The organism is Gracilibacillus sp. JCM 18966 (genome assembly GCF_055392695.1).
Genome location: NZ_AP043883.1, coordinates 3651904 through 3672060 on the forward strand (window position 1 = coordinate 3651904; position 20157 = coordinate 3672060).

The 20157-nt window shown below is 35.9% G+C and carries 20 protein-coding genes; 6 read left to right on the forward strand and 14 right to left on the reverse strand.

What is annotated here, in order from left to right; genetic code table 11:
- Positions 1 to 23: 23 nt before the first annotated feature.
- Both nirB and nasC read left to right on the forward strand, forming a co-directional pair.
- Complete coding sequence (gene nirB / locus ACZ5N5_RS17815; RefSeq protein ID WP_464372847.1) at positions 24 to 2366, forward strand: nitrite reductase large subunit NirB; 2343 nt, start codon at positions 24 to 26, stop codon at positions 2364 to 2366.
- 22 nt (positions 2367 to 2388) lie between these two features.
- A complete protein-coding gene (gene nasC / locus ACZ5N5_RS17820; protein ID WP_464372848.1) occupies positions 2389 to 4521 on the forward strand; it encodes an assimilatory nitrate reductase catalytic subunit NasC in 2133 nt (710 codons plus the stop codon).
- 100 nt (positions 4522 to 4621) lie between these two features.
- Here nasC and ACZ5N5_RS17825 read toward each other — a convergent pair whose 3' ends face one another.
- From ACZ5N5_RS17825 to ACZ5N5_RS17845, 5 genes are all read right to left on the reverse strand, one after another.
- Entirely contained in the window at positions 4622 to 4837 is a 216-nt protein-coding gene (locus tag ACZ5N5_RS17825) for a hypothetical protein (protein ID WP_109984565.1), read from the reverse strand.
- A 269-nt stretch (positions 4838 to 5106) separates the two neighbouring features.
- The gene (locus tag ACZ5N5_RS17830; RefSeq protein WP_464372849.1) at positions 5107 to 6075 is read right to left on the reverse strand and encodes a 2-hydroxyacid dehydrogenase; all 969 of its coding nucleotides are present in this window, start codon (positions 6073 to 6075) and stop codon (positions 5107 to 5109) included.
- 37 nt (positions 6076 to 6112) lie between these two features.
- Entirely contained in the window at positions 6113 to 6922 is an 810-nt protein-coding gene (locus tag ACZ5N5_RS17835) for a pyruvate, water dikinase regulatory protein (protein ID WP_109984567.1), read from the reverse strand.
- Between the two features lie 19 nt (positions 6923 to 6941).
- On the reverse strand, positions 6942 to 7580 hold the full coding sequence (locus ACZ5N5_RS17840; RefSeq protein ID WP_054859617.1) for a helix-turn-helix transcriptional regulator: 639 nt from the start codon (positions 7578 to 7580) through the stop codon (positions 6942 to 6944).
- A 369-nt stretch (positions 7581 to 7949) separates the two neighbouring features.
- Complete coding sequence (locus ACZ5N5_RS17845; RefSeq protein WP_464372850.1) at positions 7950 to 9878, reverse strand: glycoside hydrolase family 127 protein; 1929 nt, start codon at positions 9876 to 9878, stop codon at positions 7950 to 7952.
- 170 nt (positions 9879 to 10048) lie between these two features.
- On the opposite strand from ACZ5N5_RS17845, the gene ACZ5N5_RS17850 reads away from it, so the two are divergent.
- Entirely contained in the window at positions 10049 to 11284 is a 1236-nt protein-coding gene (locus ACZ5N5_RS17850; protein WP_464372851.1) for an MFS transporter, read from the forward strand.
- A gap of 103 nt (positions 11285 to 11387) precedes the next feature.
- Here the strand turns inward: ACZ5N5_RS17850 and ACZ5N5_RS17855 are convergent, their stop codons facing one another.
- The 4 genes from ACZ5N5_RS17855 to ACZ5N5_RS17870 form a co-directional block, all read right to left on the reverse strand.
- Positions 11388 to 13100, reverse strand: coding sequence for a DNA-binding protein (locus ACZ5N5_RS17855; RefSeq protein ID WP_464372852.1), 1713 nt, complete (start codon positions 13098 to 13100; stop codon positions 11388 to 11390).
- 82 nt (positions 13101 to 13182) lie between these two features.
- Positions 13183 to 13866, reverse strand: a complete 684-nt coding sequence (locus ACZ5N5_RS17860) for a hypothetical protein (RefSeq protein ID WP_464372853.1) — start codon at positions 13864 to 13866, stop codon at positions 13183 to 13185.
- Positions 13867 to 13898: 32 nt separating this feature from the next.
- Positions 13899 to 14843: an alpha/beta hydrolase gene (locus tag ACZ5N5_RS17865; protein ID WP_277678838.1), complete on the reverse strand. Its 945-nt coding sequence runs from the start codon at positions 14841 to 14843 to the stop codon at positions 13899 to 13901.
- A gap of 2 nt (positions 14844 to 14845) precedes the next feature.
- A complete protein-coding gene (locus ACZ5N5_RS17870; RefSeq protein ID WP_181397519.1) occupies positions 14846 to 15385 on the reverse strand; it encodes a helix-turn-helix domain-containing protein in 540 nt (179 codons plus the stop codon).
- A 191-nt stretch (positions 15386 to 15576) separates the two neighbouring features.
- On the opposite strand from ACZ5N5_RS17870, the gene ACZ5N5_RS17875 reads away from it, so the two are divergent.
- Together ACZ5N5_RS17875 and ACZ5N5_RS17880 are read left to right on the forward strand one after the other, a co-directional pair.
- Positions 15577 to 15786 carry a helix-turn-helix domain-containing protein gene (locus tag ACZ5N5_RS17875; RefSeq protein ID WP_054787487.1) on the forward strand — a complete coding sequence of 70 codons (210 nt, stop codon included), beginning with the start codon at positions 15577 to 15579 and terminating at the stop codon, positions 15784 to 15786.
- A complete protein-coding gene (locus ACZ5N5_RS17880; protein ID WP_464372854.1) occupies positions 15783 to 16205 on the forward strand; it encodes a hypothetical protein in 423 nt (140 codons plus the stop codon). Before ACZ5N5_RS17875 ends, ACZ5N5_RS17880 begins: the two co-directional genes overlap by 4 nt.
- Before the next feature lie 318 nt (positions 16206 to 16523).
- On the opposite strand, the gene ACZ5N5_RS17885 is transcribed toward ACZ5N5_RS17880, so the two are convergent.
- From ACZ5N5_RS17885 to ACZ5N5_RS17900, 4 genes are all read right to left on the reverse strand, one after another.
- Positions 16524 to 17213: an ATP-binding cassette domain-containing protein gene (locus ACZ5N5_RS17885; protein WP_464372855.1), complete on the reverse strand. Its 690-nt coding sequence runs from the start codon at positions 17211 to 17213 to the stop codon at positions 16524 to 16526.
- Complete coding sequence (locus tag ACZ5N5_RS17890; protein WP_109984622.1) at positions 17210 to 17581, reverse strand: GntR family transcriptional regulator; 372 nt, start codon at positions 17579 to 17581, stop codon at positions 17210 to 17212. The genes ACZ5N5_RS17885 and ACZ5N5_RS17890 overlap by 4 nt, the downstream gene beginning before the upstream one ends.
- 1 nt (position 17582) lies before the next feature.
- Positions 17583 to 18332, reverse strand: coding sequence for a hypothetical protein (locus tag ACZ5N5_RS17895; protein WP_464372856.1), 750 nt, complete (start codon positions 18330 to 18332; stop codon positions 17583 to 17585).
- A gap of 139 nt (positions 18333 to 18471) precedes the next feature.
- Positions 18472 to 18756, reverse strand: a complete 285-nt coding sequence (locus ACZ5N5_RS17900; protein ID WP_054787489.1) for a DUF2524 family protein — start codon at positions 18754 to 18756, stop codon at positions 18472 to 18474.
- 126 nt (positions 18757 to 18882) lie between these two features.
- Between ACZ5N5_RS17900 and mnmM the strand changes: the two genes are divergently transcribed.
- Positions 18883 to 19443, forward strand: a complete 561-nt coding sequence (mnmM, locus tag ACZ5N5_RS17905) for a tRNA 5-(aminomethyl)-2-thiouridylate-methyltransferase MnmM (RefSeq protein ID WP_464372857.1) — start codon at positions 18883 to 18885, stop codon at positions 19441 to 19443.
- A 37-nt stretch (positions 19444 to 19480) separates the two neighbouring features.
- Here mnmM and ACZ5N5_RS17910 read toward each other — a convergent pair whose 3' ends face one another.
- A complete protein-coding gene (locus ACZ5N5_RS17910) occupies positions 19481 to 20155 on the reverse strand; it encodes an HD domain-containing protein (protein ID WP_109984624.1) in 675 nt (224 codons plus the stop codon).
- Positions 20156 to 20157 lie beyond the last annotated feature (2 nt).

The window sequence follows — 20157 nt, forward strand, 5'->3', positions numbered from 1 at the left end:
GATAAATTTAAGGAGGGAACCTGATGAACAAGATGAAGCTAGTTCTCATCGGGAATGGTATGGCCGGAATAAAGTGTATGGAATACCTTATCCAAGAGAACCCAGACCTTTACGACATCACGGTCTTCGGTTCAGAACCGTATACTAATTACAGTCGAATTCAACTTTCCTCAGTGCTACAAGGAAAAACTTCATTTGAAGAAATTACTTTGCATTCATGGGAATGGTACGAAAAACACGACATACTGCTTTATCCTAATGAAACGGTGATACTAATCGACCCAGAACAAAAAGAGGTAATCACCACTAAAAAGCGTTCCGTGCATTTTGATAAGTTAATTATAGCGACAGGCTCTAGTCCCTTTATGCTTCCCATACCAGGTACAGATAAAGATGGTGTCGTAGCTTTTCGAACGATCGAAGATTGTAAAAAGATATTAAAAATAGCAAAAAACAGTAACAAGGCAGCAGTTGTTGGTGGAGGTATTTTAGGTCTTGAAGCGGCACAAGGATTGCTGAATCTAGGAATGAAGGTTGATGTTATTCATTTAGCTGACCGTATTATGAATCAGCAATTGGACAATAAAGCGGCGGAATTAGTGCAAAATGCCTTAGTTAAACAAGGCTTAAATATATTGCTTCAGAAAGAAACAGCAGAAATATATGGGGATAAGCGAGTAGAAGGAATTCGATTTAAAGACAACACGGAAATAAAAACAGATCTCATCGTCATGGCGGTAGGAGTGAAGCCGAATGTAGCATTAGCAAAAAAAGCTGGAATAAAAACAAATAGAGGGATTGTTATTAATGATTTCATGGAAACGAATATAGAAGATATCTATGCACTTGGGGAATGTGCGGAACATAATGGAACAGTATACGGACTTGTAAAACCTTTATACGAACAGGCTCAAATTTTAGCAAAACACTTATGTCAGTGTAAGACACTCCCCTATCAGGGATCTACACTATCGACACGATTAAAAGCTTCTGGTATTGAGCTTTTCTCCGCAGGACAAATAACCGAGAACGAAGATGTCAAAGCAATAACAGCTCACGATGAGATTAATCAAACCTATAAAAAAATGTTCTTCAGAAAGGATAAGTTAATTGGTACCGTCTTATTTGGGGACATTTCAACAGGACCCAAGCTGCTAGACCAAATAAAAAAGAAAAAGTTTATTCCAGATCCGGAAAAGCAAACCTTGATGATGCCCGTAAAAATAAACGAATCTTATGCAGCACAATTAGCAAAAGACGAACAAGTTTGTACTTGTAATCATGTCACAAAGGCACAAATCATCGAACAAGTAGTTACACACAATCTCCAAACAATCGAACAAGTAAAAAAATGTACAAAAGCTTCTAGCTCTTGTGGTGGATGTAAGTCAACTGTCGATGAATTAATCCGCTATATACACAGTGATTACTTTGATAACACAATAGAATCTAATCACTTCTGCTCATGTACAACACTCACCGAAGAACAGGTGGTAGAAGCTATCATAGCCAACAGCTTAACAAGTGTTGTTCAGATCAGGCAAGTACTAGGTTGGTCTCAGGCCAATGGCTGTTCTTATTGTCAGGAGGCATTAGCATATTACCTTGAAATGATAGATGTAGAGACAGCTCCTAGTGAGGATCTATTTTATATAAAAAAAGGATGGAGTGCTATCAAGCAAAAAAATGGTACCTATTCGATCTCTCCACAGCTTTATGGGGGAATGGTGGAAGCAAGACAGTTAAAAAGAATTAGTGAAATCGCATTAAAATATGCGTTACCATCACTTGAAATAAACGAACATCAACGTATTGTCTTACATCAAATTCCAATCGAGAAGTTAGACGACATTTGTGAGGAATTGCAGATGAAATTATATCCCTACACTGATCGTATGTTAAGTAATGTGCAAATAAGTCATGATCTTTTATGTGATTGCCAGAAAAAGAGTTTGACACAGCTAGCGATAGAAGTGGAAAAACAGACGGAATATTTAAGGATGCCGACTTCCTTATCGATTAGAGTCTGTTGCTGCCAAAAGGATAGATACACTACAGATATTCATATCATTCTTTCGAAGGACGGCTGGGAGTTAAAAATAAATGATCGGAAAACAATGAACCATACTATTGTAAATGTAAGCAAAACAACAAAGGAAGTAAGAAAAATGCTGCTTGCCCTCCTTCAATATTATAGGCAATCCGCTAAATTTAATGAACCTATCTCTACATGGATCAACAGAATGGGCATCATACATGTTCGAGAGATTTTATTTAACAAGGAATTACAAAACCTTTTACTCGCCACATTAGTCGAAGAACAAAGGAAGCGGACAGAGGCAATGATTAAGCAAACACAACCGTAAACTATTAAAGGAGTTTATCATAATGACAGATCTCATGTTAAGATATTTTAGAGAAAAGCAACAAAAGGTCCAATCAGAAAATGTTTATGAAACACAATGTCCTTTTTGTAGTATGCAATGTAAAATGCAATTAATCGAACAAAAGATTATTTCTAGGAAGCAATATAAAACAATAGGTCAGGATAATCCAACCTCTGAAGGAAGATTATGTGTAAAAGGATTATATGCGCACCAACACGCATTAAATCAAGAAAGAATTACAAAACCATTATTAAAAATAAATGGTCAATTTGTGCCTGTATCGTGGCAAGTAGCTTTAGACACGATTCAAGAACGCTTCACATCTATCCAAAAAAAAGATGGAAAGAATGCTCTCTCTGTTTATGGGAGTGCCTCTATAACCAATGAAGAAGCATATTTACTTGGAAAGTTCGCACGTGTTGCCCTTGGCACAAAGTATATTGATTATAATGGTAGACTTTGTATGTCCTCTGCAGCAACAGCAGCCAATCAAACATTTGGACTGGATCGTGGCTTTACCAATAGCCTTACAGAAGTTCCAAATACTCGTGTCATTATTTTAGCTGGTACGAATATAGCCGAATGTCAACCTACTATTATGCCTTATTTTCAACAGGCGAAGGAAAATGGCGCCTATATCATCGCGATTGATCCGAGAGAAACAAAGACCACTCAGCTCGCTGATCTACATCTTAAGATTAAACCTGGTTCTGATATTGCTCTAGCGAATGGGATTTTAAAAATGATAATAGAGGCTAATTTTATCGACCATACCTTTGTATCAGAACGGACCCATCATTATAAAGAGGTAAAGGATTATGTAACATCCATTACTATGAAGGAGATTGTCACAGATACAGGAATTACAGAAAAAGAAATACGCCAAGTAGCTCATATCTTTGGTTCAGAGCCATCAGGAATGATTTTCACTGCACGTGGAATTGAGCAACAGATAAATGGCACCGAAACCGTTCGTGCATTTCTTAACCTTTTACTTGCTACAGGGAAAATTGGCAAACGATATTCTGGATATGCTGCAATCACTGGACAAGGAAATGGGCAAGGGGCAAGAGAGCATGGGCAAAAGGCAGATCAATTACCTGGATATCGGTCTATTGAAAATATCGAGCATCGAAGATACATCGCCAAGGTTTGGGGAATCGATGAAAAAGACCTACCGAAAAAAGGTGTATCGGCATTTGAAATGTTTGAAAAGGTGGATCAAAAAGAAATTACAAGTATGCTTATTATGTGTTCAAATCCAATCGTCTCCAGCCCAAATGCTAATTTTGTTAGAAAAGCTTTAATGAAATTAAAGTTTTTAATGGTGGTTGACCTTTATTTATCAGAAACAGCTCAACTAGCGGATCTCGTCCTACCTTCTACTTCTTATTTAGAGGATGAAGGAACTTTAACAAATGTAGAAGGGCGTGTGCTCTTGCGTGAGGCAAGCTTTCCTATCCAAGGAGAGGCAAAGCATGATTGGCAAATACTTTGTGAAATTGCTAACAAATTAGGTAAGAAGAAACATTTCTCTTACCAATCTTCAGAAGAGATTTTTGATGAACTTCGATTGGCTTCTAAAGGAGGAAAAGCTGACTACTCAGGGATGACCTATAAACGTTTACGCAAAGAAAAGGGTATCCTTTGGCCTTGTAGAGGAGAAAATGATCCAGGAACGGTTCGACTATTCGAAGACGAATTTGCACATGATGATGGTAAAGCCCAGATGGCTTTAGTCAAACACGACTCTCTCAAACAAAAACCAACCTTAACCGATGATTACCCGTTGTTTTTAACAACTGGACGCGTGATGTCTCATTATTTAACTGGTGTACAAACAAGAAACAGTTCCGCTCTTGCTGCAATTAACTTTGAAGCATATCTTGAAATTCATCCGCAAACCGCCAAGATTTATGGTATAAAGGATAAGGAATTGGTGAGGGTCTCCTCAGAAAAAGGTTGGATTATCGTTAGGAGTCAATTTTCTTCAGCTATTCGAAAAGATACTGTTTTTGTACCTTTTCATTGGACCGAAAATCAAAACGTGAATCGCCTGGTCGATGATCAACTAGACCCCTTTTCTAAAATGCCTGGATTTAAATTAGGTGTCGTACGAATCCAGCCGTTATAAAGTTAGACTTCGATCAGAAAGCCTTCCCTCTAGTGTTAATACCAGAGCCCTCCACTTCTTAGCTTCTAAAATGGAGGGATGATCAACCCTTAACATACTTTTACAAAGGAAAAAAAGTCTTCCACCATAATAAAAGACTTAATGTAACAGCTATAAACACAAGAATGCTCTTAATTGCATATGGAATGCGATTAGGAATAAAGTGTAAAGCAAGAGTCGCAATAAGACCAGCTAGTAACATATAAATTAGTGCATAGATGAACAAACCTAAAAAGTTATCAACAGGGAATGCCATTGAATTACGAATTAACTGCAACCTTTCCACCTACTTGTATCTTAGTGTATTTTCTCATTATTATTATCATACAATATTTTTCTTGATTTAGAAGATTTTTTAGTTAGTGTCATGATGTTGAACCAGCATGACAAAAACCCCTTTCCATTGAAAAGGGTTAGAAAAACTCGCATTCACTCCTCTTTTGGTAGATGCGTTAGCTTTTCTTATACTTAGGACCTCAAAATTTTCGCTTCGTCGCTTTACTCCCTGCAAACAATGTTCACTTTCCTAACGTATAAAAAAAGAAATTACTGCAATTCCTTTATGAGTGCATCTGGTTTTTCTCCTTTTAATCCTTGGAGCATATTTTTAGCTGCAAACCACTTCATTTGATTCCGTGTTTCCATTGTGGCAGATGCGGTATGTGGTAATGTCACGACATTTTTCATCTGTAATAATGGATTGTTTGGGTCCGTTGGTTCCTGTTCGAAAACGTCTAAACCTGCACCAGCTATTTCATTTTGCCTTAATGCTTCCACTAATGCCTTTTCATCGACAACAAGACCACGCCCTGCATTAATAAAGAAAGCCGTTTTCTTCATTTTGTGGAAACAGTCAGCTCCGATGAGGTGATAGGTTTCCTTCGTTAGTGGAGTCAATAGTAAAATAAAGTCTGAGCTCTCTAATAGTGCATCCATTTCTTCATAACGAATATTTAAATCCTTTTCAACATTCTGTTTTCGATGGCGATTAAAATAGGCTACCTCCATCTCAAATCCAAGCCTAGCTCTTCTTGCTACCTTTTCACCAATTCTCCCCATTCCAATAATTCCTAATTTCTTGTGGTGAACATCTGTTCCGAACAAGGTTTTATCAAGAGAAAATTTCCATTTTCCTTGCTTTACATATTGATCTAATTCAGTTATTCGCCGGGATGTTGCCATAATTAACCCGAAAATTAAATCTGCTACAGTCTCATCTAATACATAAGGTGTATGAGTTGCTAATAATTTGGCATTTTTAATTGCTTCCACATCAAAATTGTCATAGCCAACAGAGACATTACTTACCACCTCTAATTTCGGAGAGGCCTCTATTAATGCCTGATCAATTTGATCCTTTCCAGTAATTAGCCCATGTATATTAACTGCTTTTTTGAGTAAGAGTTCCCTCGGCATTTGGTCTGGTTTTCCCCAATATTCAACCTCTACTTCCTGCTCTAAAAATTGGATAATGGAACTTGGAAACTGTTCCGTTACGAGCACTCTTTTTTTCATTTAAGACACTTCCTCTTTCAGATTCTATTAAATATGACTATTTATCCGATCTAATCTTCATAATAATACCCGCTGTTTCTTCTATAGATTTATCAGATACATTAATGATCGGGCAATCTAGCCTTTGCATTAATTGATCTGCTGTTCTTAATTCTTTTTTTATTTGATCCATAGAAGCATATTTGGATTGTGGTGGTAATCCTAATGTTTTTAATCGCTCTGTTCTAATTTTTAACAGGTGCCCAGGATCAATCGTTAGCCCGATAACCATACGATTAGCTGGAAGAAATAATTCTTCAGGTGCCTCCATATCTGGTAAAATGGGTAAATTAGCTGTTTTAATTCCTTTATGGGCAAGGAAGATACTTAATGGGGTTTTCGACGTTCGTGAAACCCCAATAAGAACGACATCTGCTAATAATAATCCCTTTACATCTTTACCATCATCATACTTTACTGCAAACTCTACTGCTTCAATACGTTTGAAATATTCATCATCCAATACCTGTCTTTGTCCTGGATCTGGTTTAGGTGCATCATTAAACGTATCAATATATGCTTGCATCATTGGTCCCATAACGTCTACTGCTCTTATATCCATTCGAATAGCTTCCTGTTGCATTTTTGCTCGTAATTCAGGCTGTACAAGCGTATATGCAATAAAGCTATGATTCTCTCTTACTTCGCCCACTATTTGCTCTATTTCGTCCTCTGACTGTATATGACTATACCTTTTTATAGCTACTTCTTTACTCGTAAACTGCCTAATTGTCGCCCGAACAACCGCTTCTGCAGTTTCCCCTACTGCATCTGAACAAACATAGATAGATGAATCACTGTGTACCATTTCTAAGCTCCCCTTTGTCCTATGCTTCTGATTCCACTTCAATTAATGCTTTCACAATGTTTGTTTTGGTTACTCTGCCCACTACCTTTAGAAGATTTGGCTTATTATCTGTTTCCTTTACAACAGGTAAACTATCAATTTGATAATAAATCATTTTCCTCGCAGCCTCATAGACACTGTCCTCAGGTGTTACAGTGGTAACCTTTGGTTGCTTTGTCATAACAAGCTGGATAGGCATGGATGCTGCTTGCGCATTGCCTAGCGTAACCTTTAGTAAATCCTTTCGCGAAACGATTCCAGTTAAATGGTGCTCCTCGTCAACAACAATAAGCGTACCTACATCCTCTAAGAACAAGGATATCACAGCATCATTTACAGTAGTTGTCGCGTCAATGGTTACAGCCACTCCTTGAATGTCCTTTACTGGTGTACGATGCCACCAATCCGATCGTTCTAGTCGATTTAGATTTTTTTTCCCTAAAAAATATCCTACCTTAGGCTTTGCTTCAATATTACCTGTCATCACTAATACTGCCAAATCTGAGCGAATGGTTCCCTTGCTAACTCCTAGCATTTCAGCGATTTGCTCTGCCGTAATCGGTTCATGCTTTTTAAGTATTTCGATAATTTCTTGTTGCCTCTTTGTAAAGTCGATCATTCTCTTCCTCCTGATCCTTCCATCCCAAACATTTCCTTCTATCATCATACCATACTTTAATCAGGCTTTCTTAAGGGTATCGTAATTCTTAGAAAAACTTAACAGTGTCTTTCCTTGCACCAAAATGGTAAGGGATCGTAGAGATTTTAATAAGAAAGCATAAGACTTCCTTCATCCTATATAATACAACATTATTAATATATGTTGTATTATATAGAAGGAAGCTTTTTATGTAAAGTTAATAAAGTTGGAACAAACAGTAAGAGAGAAGGAAAAAGCCGAACATTATGATTGTGTACTGTATCCACTCCATATAGAAAATTGTTCGGATTCTCGCTCTCCCTACTTAGTTATACCCAGCCTCGTCTATTAAATTTTTCGGAGCCAAACAGCCATTTCTCCCTTTCCTCTGTTCCCCCAAAAACTATATGGTATTGCCTTCCATTTTATTTGTTTCAACTCTGGTTCCCTATACTCTCTATATAAAGTGTCATTATCATTCACTTCTCTTACTCCGCTTCCAGTTAAAGCTGGAAATCCTAATATTTGGAGATTGTTTTCTTCTGTTATTGGTAATTTAGGATTAATGCATATGGAATGGAGTTGGCCACCATTATCTTTCTCTTCCAAACAATAGACAATTGGTCCTCGTTGTATTGCTACCTTTCCAACATTTTCGCGTACCTTAGGATGAGAGCTAATTACTTTTGGTGTCATATCAAAAGTTAAACAAATGGTGTCATTGTCTCTCCATTTTCGTTCCATTGTTATATATCCTCCGTTATCAATGACGACTTCTTGAAGCTCTCCATTTACCTTTAACGATGGACTGTTACTCCATTTAGGTTTACGCAGCTTTAAGGTCATCTGTACCTCATTCTCGGTAAAACAAGTAATTCTCACCTCACCGGTTGCAGGATAAGTAGTCTTTTGTTGTAAAACAATATTCTGTTTGTTGATCGTAAAATTTGTTTTATTACCAATATATAAATGATGATATATCGTATCCGATTTTTGAGTATATATATAGTTACCTAAAGAAGTTAATAATCTTGCCACATTCGGTGGGCAACAGGCGCAACCAAACCATCCTACTCGTTCTGACTCTACATGAACATGATCATGTCGATAGTCCGTTAATTCTGGTGCTACTTCTAATGGATTCACATAGAAATACTTCTTACCGTCCAAGGACATACCACTTAATACGCCATTATACAGTGCTTTTTCCAGTACATCTGCATAATCATTTTTTGCTTCTATTTGTAGCATTCGCTGGGCCCAAAACACCAAACCAATCGATGCACAAGTCTCTGCATAGGCAACATTATTTGGTAAGTCATAGTCAAGCGTAAATCTTTCCCCATGCCCTTGTGAACCAATGCCACCAGTAATGTACATTCGCTTTTGTGTTACATTTTCCCATAATTTTTCTAATTGAATCTTCCATTTTTTATTCTGTGTATATTTCACGATATCTGCTATTCCTGCATATAAATACACAGCTCTAACCGCATGTCCTTCAGCTGTTGTTTGCTCATTTAGTGGTTGATGTGCCTGATGGTAATCTAAGCCAAACCATTTATCCTGATGACCTAAGCCTAATGTTTCCTCTTCTAAGAAAACACTTGGTTGATTTCCTCTTTCTTCTACAAAATACCTACTTAATTCAAAATATCTCTGTTCTTGTGTTACCTCATATAGTCGGACCAAGGCTAATTCTATTTCTGGATGCCCTGGATATGTCTGTATTTTTCCCTGTTCTGGCCCAATTATTGTCATTATATAATCAACATATCGACAAACAATATCAATCAATGACTTTTTGCCTGTTGCATTATAATAGGCAACAGCTGCCTCAATCATATGACCAGCACAATAAAGTTCGTGGCCATGACTAATATCTGCCCATCTTTTCTCTGGCTCTTTTACTGTAAAATAAGTGTTTAAATAACCATCATCTTGTTGTGCTTTCCCTATTAGTTCAATTACTTCATCTATTGTTTGCTCGAGTTCCTTATCAGGGTGATAGATTAAGCTATAGCTAGCAGCTTCTAACCATTTGGCGACATCACTGTCTTGAAATACCATTCCTTTAAACTCTCCATCACTTAGTCCTGCAGCAATTTCAAAATTCTTTATGGCATGACTTGGTGCAGCATCCGGTATTTGATCATTTAATGCGTCCCACTGATATGGAATGATGATATCCTTTGCCAAATCAATTCTACCCTTCCAAAATTCATCCGTAATCTCGATATCTTTTAAGTTCAGTGTTTTCGTTTTTAATGCTTTCATTGTCGTCACCTCACTCTGTTTTGTAATCGCTTTCTAAAATAGTATAAACAATTCTATTATGTTCGTATAGAAATATGTTTGATATTTTTGAGCATAAGCGTTTACAATTTGATCATGTGAACATAGAATAGTCTTGGAAAATAATTTTCATACATAGGAGAAAACAACAAATGATTTTTAAAGAGAAAACAAATTACGTCTTATTATTGATTGTTATCTTTGGTGGTTTCTTGATATTTGGGGTCTCAGAAAATATAAAGGGACCTGCACTACCTGATATGCAGGTAGAGCTTAGTCTTAGTGACGGAAAATTAGGACTACTGCTTGCGATTAATTCCTTTAGTTTTTTACTAGCATGTACATTTACCTCTTGGTTAATTAACAAAATCGGGGTAAAAGCTACGAGCATTCTAACCTTTGTAATAATGGCTGGCTCGGGTGTGTTAATCTATTTTTCTACTAACTTCCCTTCATTAGTTGGGGCCTATTTCATCCTATATTTAGGAAATGGTATGTTGGAAATTGGATTAGCTATTATTGCCGCCCGACTGTTTACTAAAAACACAGGGACCATGTTAAACCTCTCTCACTTTTTCTATGGTTTAGGCTCAACGGTAGCTCCAATTGTTGCTGCCCAAATCATGGGATGGGAAATTTCAGCTACTGTGTTAGGCTGGCGCGAAATGTATATGATCATGCTTGCCATATCCTTATTACCAATAATACCTATAGTATTTAGCCGATTTCCAAAAGAAGATGGTACCGAATCTGAAGATAGGACTTCTTTCAAAAAACTAGCTAAAGATCCTATTGCATGGTTAATTGTTTTCGCTTTAACAATGGGTGTAACGACTGAACTAGGGATGGCTGCTTGGTTGGTTAATTATTTAGTACGTGTCAGTGCATGGACGCTTGATGATGCATCCGTTATGCTCTCCATCTTTTTCTTTTCGTTCATGCTTGCAAGACTTTTGTTAGGTCCTGTAACAGATCGACTAGGATACACGTTTTCGATCATAATTTTTTCAGCATTTGCCGGTATTACTAGTATGCTTCCAATTTTTCTTGGCGATTCCTTCGCTATTCTCTTTGCAATTGCAGGATTCGGGATTGGTCCTATTTATCCAACAATGATGGCATTACTCGCGAAAAAATACACAAAAGGAACAGATACTGCCATTACCTTTACTGTTACCCTCATTGGAATTGGAACAGTTATCACTAATTTACTTGTTGGATATATTATTGAATTAGTAACTAACCTTTCGCTTAGATCAACCTATGAAGCTAGTAATCAATTAGGAATGCAGGCAGGCTATTTTTTCCTAGCTACTACGGCATTTCTATGTATGCTAACATGTATGGAGATTTATCGGAGGTTAAAAAAGGAAAAAAACTTGTTATAGCTTATTACTGCGGTTTGTGTGCTTTCGCTGATTAAAAAAATCCGGACTTTATCTCCTATCATTCAGATAAAGTCCGGGTTGTATTTTTTAGTGACAATATGTTTTATTCCGTTAAACTTTTTATTTGTATTTCTTCCACAGTTGCAGTTCCATTATCTAGAAGCTGGACTTGAGCGGTTATCGTATCACCTTTTTCTAAAAAAATGGACAGTGGAGCTTTGCTTGCGTTAACGGTGTATATGGTTTGATCATTTGTTAAGAGAAATTGTACCATTTGACCTTGTTCAGTGGAGGTTACCAATACACGATTGACTTCACCACTGCGTGTTTCCAATGTTGCTTCATCTGTCGCTCCAACATTACCAGGGTTCTGAAGGAGAGCCATACGATATGCATCCAATGTTGCTCTGGCGGTATCACCAAACACAGCAAAGTCAGAGTCATTTGCTTTGATATAAGCAAATTGCTTGTGTAAGCCGTTTGGATCTAGAACATTTACAACCCATGTCGGGTTCCCATCAATATTGTACAGTACTGGCATATATCCTTTCCAATTCTTCTCCGGATATTCTTTATTGACAATCTGCTTTGCTCCTTCACTATCCATTATGGCACTATTCTTTTGTCCACCAAAATATGTTAGTTCACCGGTCCTAGCATGTATGAGAGTATACCCTAGAGCAGAATCGATATTTTCCTTCGGTGATGTTAAATCAGTAAAGTAGTACATATCTCCATTTTCATCAAACATCGGTGTAACACCCGTCTCAGAGCCTGATTCATTTGGAATTTTTACATCTCTTTTTCCAAAAATACTATTTAACCAGCCATGAATATATTTACCAAAATATTTGTTTTCCAAGGTGGCTAATTCCGAGCTAATCGAGCCCTCAATAAATTCTGGTGCATCACTTGTTTTATACATATCCATCTCACCACTTTGCGGATCAATGACGACGACTCTTAATTGCTGCATGTCTGGTTTATTAGTAATGTGCATTGGTCGATATACAGTTTGTACGTACCATGGCTTTCCATCCTCGTCAACCTCAATCTGTGCTTCACCACTTTGGATATACTGTGGATATTTGTTATAAATCACGCGGTTAACATACTTATGAAAGTAACTACTGTTCGTATATTGCATGGAACTTTCGTGAAATTGAGGTTGGGCATTTACATTGGTTGCGGAAATAGTAAAATAACCTGCTGTTTCCTTCCCTCTAACAAACTTCCAAAAACCCGAGAATTCTACAGGTGCAACATACACAACCTCACCCTTTAATTGTTGTACTTGTAATTTCCCTAAATCATAGAACTGTGGATTTGGGACAACACTCATCGCCTTTTGAATTTTATTGCGAGCAAATTCAGGAGCAACCGTTATGGGTGTTTCCTCTTTAGAGAGTGGCTTCGCCTCCTCTTGCTCAGCAGTGGAAATGGAATCATGTGCTTCATCCAATGACGTAATACTAACAATCATGACCACCACTATCGCTATTACTGCTAATCCAAGAATCGATATAACTGGTCTTAGTACACTTGTTTCAGCTTTTTCTCCTGGCTGAATCATATAAAGATACAAAGGTATAAGTACTATGGCAATAATCGTATTAGCAATTAACATGTTTGGAACCGTAATGGTTGGCATGACAAAATAATACACAATGGCTGTTATAACAAATCCAACGATAAACAAAGTCAAACCTTGTTTAAATAGTCTAGAAGCATTTAGTTTTGATACGGTAACAGTAATTATTACCCCTACCATAAATAAAATCATTGACAATAATGTTGCAATTATAACCCCTATCATTCATTATCCCCTTTCTTTTTGTCTATAGTAGTTGTACGATTGAAAAGGTGAAAATGTTTCAACAAATTTTCTAAAAACCATCTTAAAAAGGTTCTGCTGTTCGAAAATAATAATTCTCTTCCTCTGTAAGAATCAATATCCCTTGGCGGTCTTTCTCAAGAAAAATACTCGCATCAATACCACTTCCCCATTTCGGGTTTACCTCGATAAGTTGATAGGGAAATTGTTTAGGAGTACCCTGTTCTGTGTGCAAATCTTCCTCTATCCAATAGTAATCATCTGATTCCTCTAAATAGGCCGATTCTACCATTTCCATCAATTTACTAAGACTAACAGAATATTCTATTTTAGAGGTATCTACATTGATCACTTCCATATTACTCGTATCTGAGATAAATGTATGAATATCGCTTTTATCATAGATTTGACCATGTATAAGATTAGCAATTAAGGATAGAAACAAGAAAATATAATTTGCCCAAAAACCTAACCATGCATATGGTTTATACTTTTCCCATGAACCTCTTTTTTTCAAGAATAATGCTAAAATTAGTACTCCTAAAGGTATAACTGCGAAACTGATCGAATGGCTCCTAGAAGCCCAATTAAGATCTAATGCTAGGAAGCCAATCAAAATAATAAAAACCAACTTCCAATTCTCTAAATCATCTGTCTTTTTTTGATAAATCTTAAAGGCAATGAACCCTATAATAGACCATGAAATGATCGTGGCAAACCATTCTATCAAATTGAAATGAATAAACATTTCATTCCTCACCCCGTTATATCCCAGTAATTCTAATTACTTTCATTATATCGTAATAACCAGTTTTCTAGAATTGTTTTTAGCTGAGGATGCAATGGCTTGTGGACGTTTTTCTTATATGCATTTTTTGCATCTAAAATATTTGGTTCTTCTGTTTCTTCTTTTAACATATGATCCATTGATTCGAGCTCATAGCACTGTGCATCTGCTACTAATTCCCTTATTCTATCTAATTTTTCAGCATCTGTTTGAATATCAACATTTCCAGTAACAGCTAGAACAGGACAGGTTAATTTCTTTAAATCGCCTAATAAATCATAATCAAAATGTTCCCTCAACCATTTAGCAGGTAATGGCATCATCTGCACTTTTATAATATCCTTATCCGAGTCTCTCATCTTCTTAAATAAGCGTTGGTTTTTTTTCTCTGCTTTTTCTGCTAAAGAGAAGGTACGAAATAACCAACCAGTAATATTTTTCTTCTCTTCTAATGCTTGGAAGCTTAGCTCTCTCTGACGTTTTGTTGCTTCTTCTAACGTCTCACCCCCACCAGCTAACAGAATTAGGCCATCTACTTCTGTACTTGCTGCAACTGCTGTACCAATCATGGTCCCCTCACTATGTCCTAAGAGCAAAATATTTTTCAAACCGAAAGCTGGATCATTTCTTAAATGCTCGATTATAGCTTTCACATCCTGAATAGAATCATATAACCCTGTCGCAAGATGACTCCCTTCACTTTTTCCTACTCCTCTTTTGTCATAACGAAACGTTATAAAGCCTAGCTCTACCAAATAATCGGATAGATCTTTGTAAATATTAAAATTCACCTTTGGTTTAAGAACATTGCCATCACGATCGATTTTCCCCGAACCTGGAATAAAAATGATTGCGGTACCATTCAAGTTTTCTTTAGGCATACTAACAGTTCCAGATAATTGCACCTCACCGTTCATTATCAATTCTTTTTTTTGCATCGCTATCCTTCTCCCTTCATCGGTATCATAACTGTTGTAATCTTTCTTTTTTTTCTATTTTCAGTTGGCTCATTTGACTGATATTTTTGGTACACTTTTTTCAATTCATAGACAAACTCCTTAAACTCATCGTCAGACATATAATAAATCCCTTGTCGATAACTAACACCATCTGCTAAAAAATCATGATTACCCTGCTCTAAATAATTGCCAAAGTCTTGTACTGTATTGGAAATAAACGTAGTAAATAAATCTAAATGTTCCTCCTTGGATAAACTTTTTAGGTCATTTGGTGCGATACTATCAGCACCTTTTGCTAGACTATATACCCTTTCCATCGTACCTCTCTTCGGTATTTCTTTTTTTACGATAATCAAGCCTATATCATGCAAATATTTGATGTGACGGTACAAGGTTGCATGAGGAACATTGGGTAGAAGTGAAGCAAGTTGAGAGGCTGTAAGTTCTTTTCCTCCGGCTAATGTTTGAATAATTTCCATTCGAACCGGATGTAATAACTTTTTCCATTTGCTATTATCCATTTTCATTCTCCTCATCATTATTATCACTTTTAATAATAATATCATTTTTGATATTAGTCAATAGGTACTGAGTTAATTTTTATTATCATGGAGTGAATTTTCGCGGAGAATGTAAAGATATGTTTACATTTTTATTTTACTTTGATATTATGAAAGTAAAGAAAACTTTACACTTTATTGGAGGGTGATTAATGGGAGTGGTTAATCATATACGAGAAATACGTCAGAGAAGAGGAATTACTCAAATAAAAATGGCGGAAGATTTACAAGTGACACGACAAACAATTAATGCCATTGAAAAGAATAAATATAACCCTAGCTTGGAATTAGCATTAAAACTAGTGGACTATTTTGATCTACCAATTGAAGAGATATTTTTTTTAGAGGAGGACAAAAATTGAACAGCAGAAAAAGAAAAGAATTAGCTGCCATTTTTACAAAATGGATTCCGTTTTTTATTTATACATGTATTTTTATTGGCTCTGTATTAGGATCATTTCTTTATTATCTTTTTCAAGATGAATTTCCATACGAAGTAATAGTAGGTGGGTTTTTAGCATTGATTATTTTATCAATTATCGAAGGAATTAAGCAGAAACGAAAAAAAGACAATCTTCCTGAAGCTGATGAACGAATCATTCATAATGTTTTCCGTTTTTTTGCATATACATCACATCTTTTCCTAGCTTTTTTATTTCTATCATTAGCCATTTTCACTCTTATAGGGAATGAACAAATTTCTATTTTTTTCTTATGGATATTCTTCTTTTCTTACATTTGGGTTATAGGTATAGGCTTTTTTATCGCTAAGCGGAGATGACAAACGATACTTCCATCACTTTGTATAAGCCTGCTGGCAATCAATACAACAGATAAATTTCCCAACAAAACTAAATAGAGACAATGATACTCTGAACAATATCTCGCAAAATTATCCGCGCAGATGCAAAAAAGCAGGAGTAACTTGCAAAAATATCTGCGCAGACGTAAAAAAGCAGGAGTAACTTGCAAAGATATCTGCGCAGACGCAAAAAGCGGGAGCTGCTTGCAAAAATATCTGCGCAGACGCAAAAAAGTGGGGGTAACTTACAATATCTGCATAGATGCAAAAAGCGGGAGCAACTTACAAAAATATCTACTATTGTACGGAATAATTATTTTCTAGCCATTCCTGAGCACTTTGGCCATTCACTTCTCTAATCTCTTCTACATCCTTTTGATCGATAATTGTTCCCTCTTTCATTATTACTACCTCATCCAATAAAGACTCTATTTCTAACAATTCATGTGTTGTCAAAATCACGGTTTGATAATTAAGATCAATAAATTGAATGATACCTTGTATAATTTTACTTTTTACCATTGGGTCTAAACCGGCAAGTGGTTCATCTAGTAATAAAATAGGTGCTTCACGTGCAAGTGTTACCGTAATTTTCACTCGTCCTAATTGACCTTTAGATAAGTATTGAATCTTCTCATTAGAGTCTAGCTGAAAAAAATTTAGTAAGTCCTTTGCTTTTTCTAGCTGAAAATCATCGTATTGAGACTGGTAAAAATTTATTAATTCTTGAACAGAAAAGTAAGAATAAAAATACTCGTTATCTGGACTATAGGCAATGATCTGACTTCGGTCTTTTATATTGGAATCCAATGAAACAGTTCCACTAGATGGATGAAGGATCCCTGCCATTGTTTTTAAGAGGGTAGTTTTGCCACTACCGTTCTCTCCAATAATACCAATTATTTTCCCGATCGGTATTGTCATATTACAGTTTTTCAATATAGATTTCCATCCCATTTTTTTACTTATGTTTTTTACTTTAATCACGAGTCTCCCCCCCACTTCTCATCCATCATATTTTCTTTAATCTCTTCTAATGAATAGCCAAGAGCTTCCATAGCCTCTATAAAATCATAAATATACCGTTCTTTCAGCTTTTCTTTCCATTTAGTTATCATTTCTTGCTCCTCCGTTACAAAGGTTCCTTGGCCTCTTCTAGATATAGCCATTCCTCTCGATTCTAATTCTCGATAGACTCGTTGAATTGTATTTGGATTTACACCAAGGTCAATCGCAAACTCTCTTACTGATGGAAGCTTATCCCCTTTTTTCCGTTTATTACTGACAATTTCTTGGATTACTTGGTCGACTATTTGGAGATAAATTGGTTTATCTGATTGAAATTTTCCCTTCATGCTAAACCTCCACTTTTTTTTCTAAAAGCAAAGTGAATAAGTAATAAAGTAGCCACAAGATCCCCACCGTAAAGATAAATAAGCTTAGAGATATTTGGTTATATTGTGTAATAAAAATTAAATCCAGTGCCAGATCTTCAAAATAACTGAAGGATATTGTCCATAATGACCCGATCCAATTAATGAGGGGCTCAGACCAGCTGAACAATTTGCTGAATAAAATAGCTAAACCAACTAAACAAAGTATGCTGATAGGAAAACCTACCCTTGTGATGAGCATTCGATGAATAACCCATGCAGCATAAACAATGACATTTAACCATAATCCGATCATAAAAGTGTAATGGAATAAAACGAATAAGATACTAATTAAAGTATTCGAAGTAACCTCTAAATAATTTATCCACTTTAATACAAACAAAAAGATAGTCATCCAGCCAAAGAACACAAGGGTTACCCAAATACTATGGAGAAACTTAACCTGTATCGTCCTAAAAATAGCATTTCGATTATACAGTAATAAGGACAGCTGATGTACCTCCATATTTAGACTAAACAATAAGGTTGCTGGCATTAATACTAGCCCCAAGTTTAATATAGCAATCACTTCCCAAAAGTTTTGGAAATTGTCCGAGTCATTGTTTAAAAACAGTGACCAGAATATCATGCCTAGCATCACTATAATAACAACTAGTTGAAATCCCTTCATCATTTTCATTTCTTTATTCCATAAACCTTTGTAATTATTCATTGCTCCACCCCTCATTTGCATTAGTGTACTATTTAAATAGTACACTAATACAAATGTTTAATCAATATCTATTTCATACATGGAATATTACCTACTCCACTTCTAAATCAAAAAAACTACCTCAGAGGTCTGAAGTAGTTTAATCATCTAATTCGGTTAGGTCCACTTGATCCATAATCATATCATTCAATTTTTCATTCACGATTAATTGAAATCGATGAAGCTGTTCTTTTTGTTGGGCATTAGCACTGTTCAATACTCTTTCTATTCCTTGGGCTAGCTTTTCTAATTCCAATTGTGCATTATAATAATCTTCGTTCATTTCAAATTGATTTCGATTTGACATATCTAACTGCTCTTCTGCCTGCTGAATGATATGCTGTCCTTCAATCAATAAGTTCTCGATTGAATCTCTCGTCGTCATTTTTATCACCTCATGTTTATTGTGAGGTAATTTTTATTTTTCATACTTCTTTTATTTGTTAAAATAAATTGGAAGATAGCCATCTTTTCAAAATTTCATCAAGTAAAAATTAGGAGAAGAAATAATATGAAAAAAATATTAGCTTATTCACATCATTTGTTAGAAGAGGTTGTCAGACAAGGGGATACTGTAATGGATGCAACATGTGGTAATGGAAATGATACCTTTTTTCTCAGTCAACTAGTTAAGGAAGACGGGAACGTTTTTGCATTTGATATACAAGAAAAAGCTTTAGAAAACACCTCCACACTATTATCGAAAAATAATATACAAAATGTAAAACTGATACATGACGGCCATGAAAATTGCGAAAAATATATTCCTACAAATGATGAACTTGCAGGAGCCATATTTAATCTTGGCTATCTGCCTAAAGGAGACCATCAAATTATTACGACTCCACAAAACACTATTCGTGCCATTCAATCCATTTTGACACGACTTCGTCCGAATGGAAGAATCGTTATCGTTGTTTATCATGGACATATGGGTGGGAAGGAAGAAAAAGAAAAAGTACTCGATTTCTGTGGCAATTTAGATCAATCCTGTTATCAGGTATTACAATATCAATTTATCAATCAAATAAACCACCCACCTTTTATTATTGCCATTGAGAAATTATGCTAGAGCTAAATAAGGACATGTATCGATTTTCCACATGTCCCTATTCCCTAATAAAATCAACGATATTTGTATCATTCAGCTTAAATTCCTTTAAGAATTGCTTTAAGTATTGCTCTATATATGCATGTCTTTCAATAGCTAGCTGATATCCTGTTTTCGTATTCATTAGATTCTTCAGTTTTAGTAGCTTCTCATAAAAGTGGTGAAGTCCACTAGACTTTCCTTTTCTGTATTCCTCTACTGTCATTTCTTCTCTTATCTCGATAGTAGGATCATACATGGCAGTTCCTTTTTTCCCGGCATAAATAAAGCATCTCGCGATTCCGATTGCACCAATCGCATCGAGTCTATCTGCATCCTGTACCACCTTAGCTTCCAAGGAATTGACAAGCTGGTTATTCCCTCCTTTAAAGGACATTGTACTTACAATCTGTATAATGTGATCACAATCTACCTCTCGTATATTAAAATCTTTTAACCATGCTTGTATATTATCCATTCCCTCTTTTTCATTGGCAACAACCTTATCATCAGCCAAATCGTGCAATAGAGCAGCTAAAGTTACAATAAAAATGTCTGCATTTTCTTCCATAGCAATTTGTTGAGCTAGTTTTGTCACACGTTCTATATGATACCAATCATGGCCTGTTCTCTCGTTTGACAACCGATCTCTAACCATTTCCTCTGTTTTTGCTATTATTAACTTTTTATTCAATC

Excerpts from the sequence above, each read along its gene's own strand:
- mnmM (WP_464372857.1), top strand. The coding sequence starts at position 18,883 with ATGAAAAAAATATTAGCTTATTCACATCATTTGTTAGAAGAGGTTGTC.
- ACZ5N5_RS17860 (WP_464372853.1), bottom strand. The coding sequence starts at position 13,866 with ATGTTTATTCATTTCAATTTGATAGAATGGTTTGCCACGATCATTTCA.
- nasC (WP_464372848.1), top strand. The coding sequence starts at position 2,389 with ATGACAGATCTCATGTTAAGATATTTTAGAGAAAAGCAACAAAAGGTC.
- ACZ5N5_RS17865 (WP_277678838.1), bottom strand. The coding sequence starts at position 14,843 with ATGCAAAAAAAAGAATTGATAATGAACGGTGAGGTGCAATTATCTGGA.
- ACZ5N5_RS17830 (WP_464372849.1), bottom strand. The coding sequence starts at position 6,075 with ATGAAAAAAAGAGTGCTCGTAACGGAACAGTTTCCAAGTTCCATTATC.
- nirB (WP_464372847.1), top strand. The coding sequence starts at position 24 with ATGAACAAGATGAAGCTAGTTCTCATCGGGAATGGTATGGCCGGAATA.
- ACZ5N5_RS17850 (WP_464372851.1), top strand. The coding sequence starts at position 10,049 with ATGATTTTTAAAGAGAAAACAAATTACGTCTTATTATTGATTGTTATC.
- ACZ5N5_RS17835 (WP_109984567.1), bottom strand. The coding sequence starts at position 6,922 with ATGGTACACAGTGATTCATCTATCTATGTTTGTTCAGATGCAGTAGGG.
- ACZ5N5_RS17870 (WP_181397519.1), bottom strand. The coding sequence starts at position 15,385 with ATGGATAATAGCAAATGGAAAAAGTTATTACATCCGGTTCGAATGGAA.
- ACZ5N5_RS17895 (WP_464372856.1), bottom strand. The coding sequence starts at position 18,332 with ATGAATAATTACAAAGGTTTATGGAATAAAGAAATGAAAATGATGAAG.
- ACZ5N5_RS17890 (WP_109984622.1), bottom strand. The coding sequence starts at position 17,581 with ATGAAGGGAAAATTTCAATCAGATAAACCAATTTATCTCCAAATAGTC.
- ACZ5N5_RS17900 (WP_054787489.1), bottom strand. The coding sequence starts at position 18,756 with ATGACGACGAGAGATTCAATCGAGAACTTATTGATTGAAGGACAGCAT.
- ACZ5N5_RS17845 (WP_464372850.1), bottom strand. The coding sequence starts at position 9,878 with ATGAAAGCATTAAAAACGAAAACACTGAACTTAAAAGATATCGAGATT.
- ACZ5N5_RS17875 (WP_054787487.1), top strand. The coding sequence starts at position 15,577 with ATGGGAGTGGTTAATCATATACGAGAAATACGTCAGAGAAGAGGAATT.
- ACZ5N5_RS17855 (WP_464372852.1), bottom strand. The coding sequence starts at position 13,100 with ATGATAGGGGTTATAATTGCAACATTATTGTCAATGATTTTATTTATG.
- ACZ5N5_RS17840 (WP_054859617.1), bottom strand. The coding sequence starts at position 7,580 with ATGATCGACTTTACAAAGAGGCAACAAGAAATTATCGAAATACTTAAA.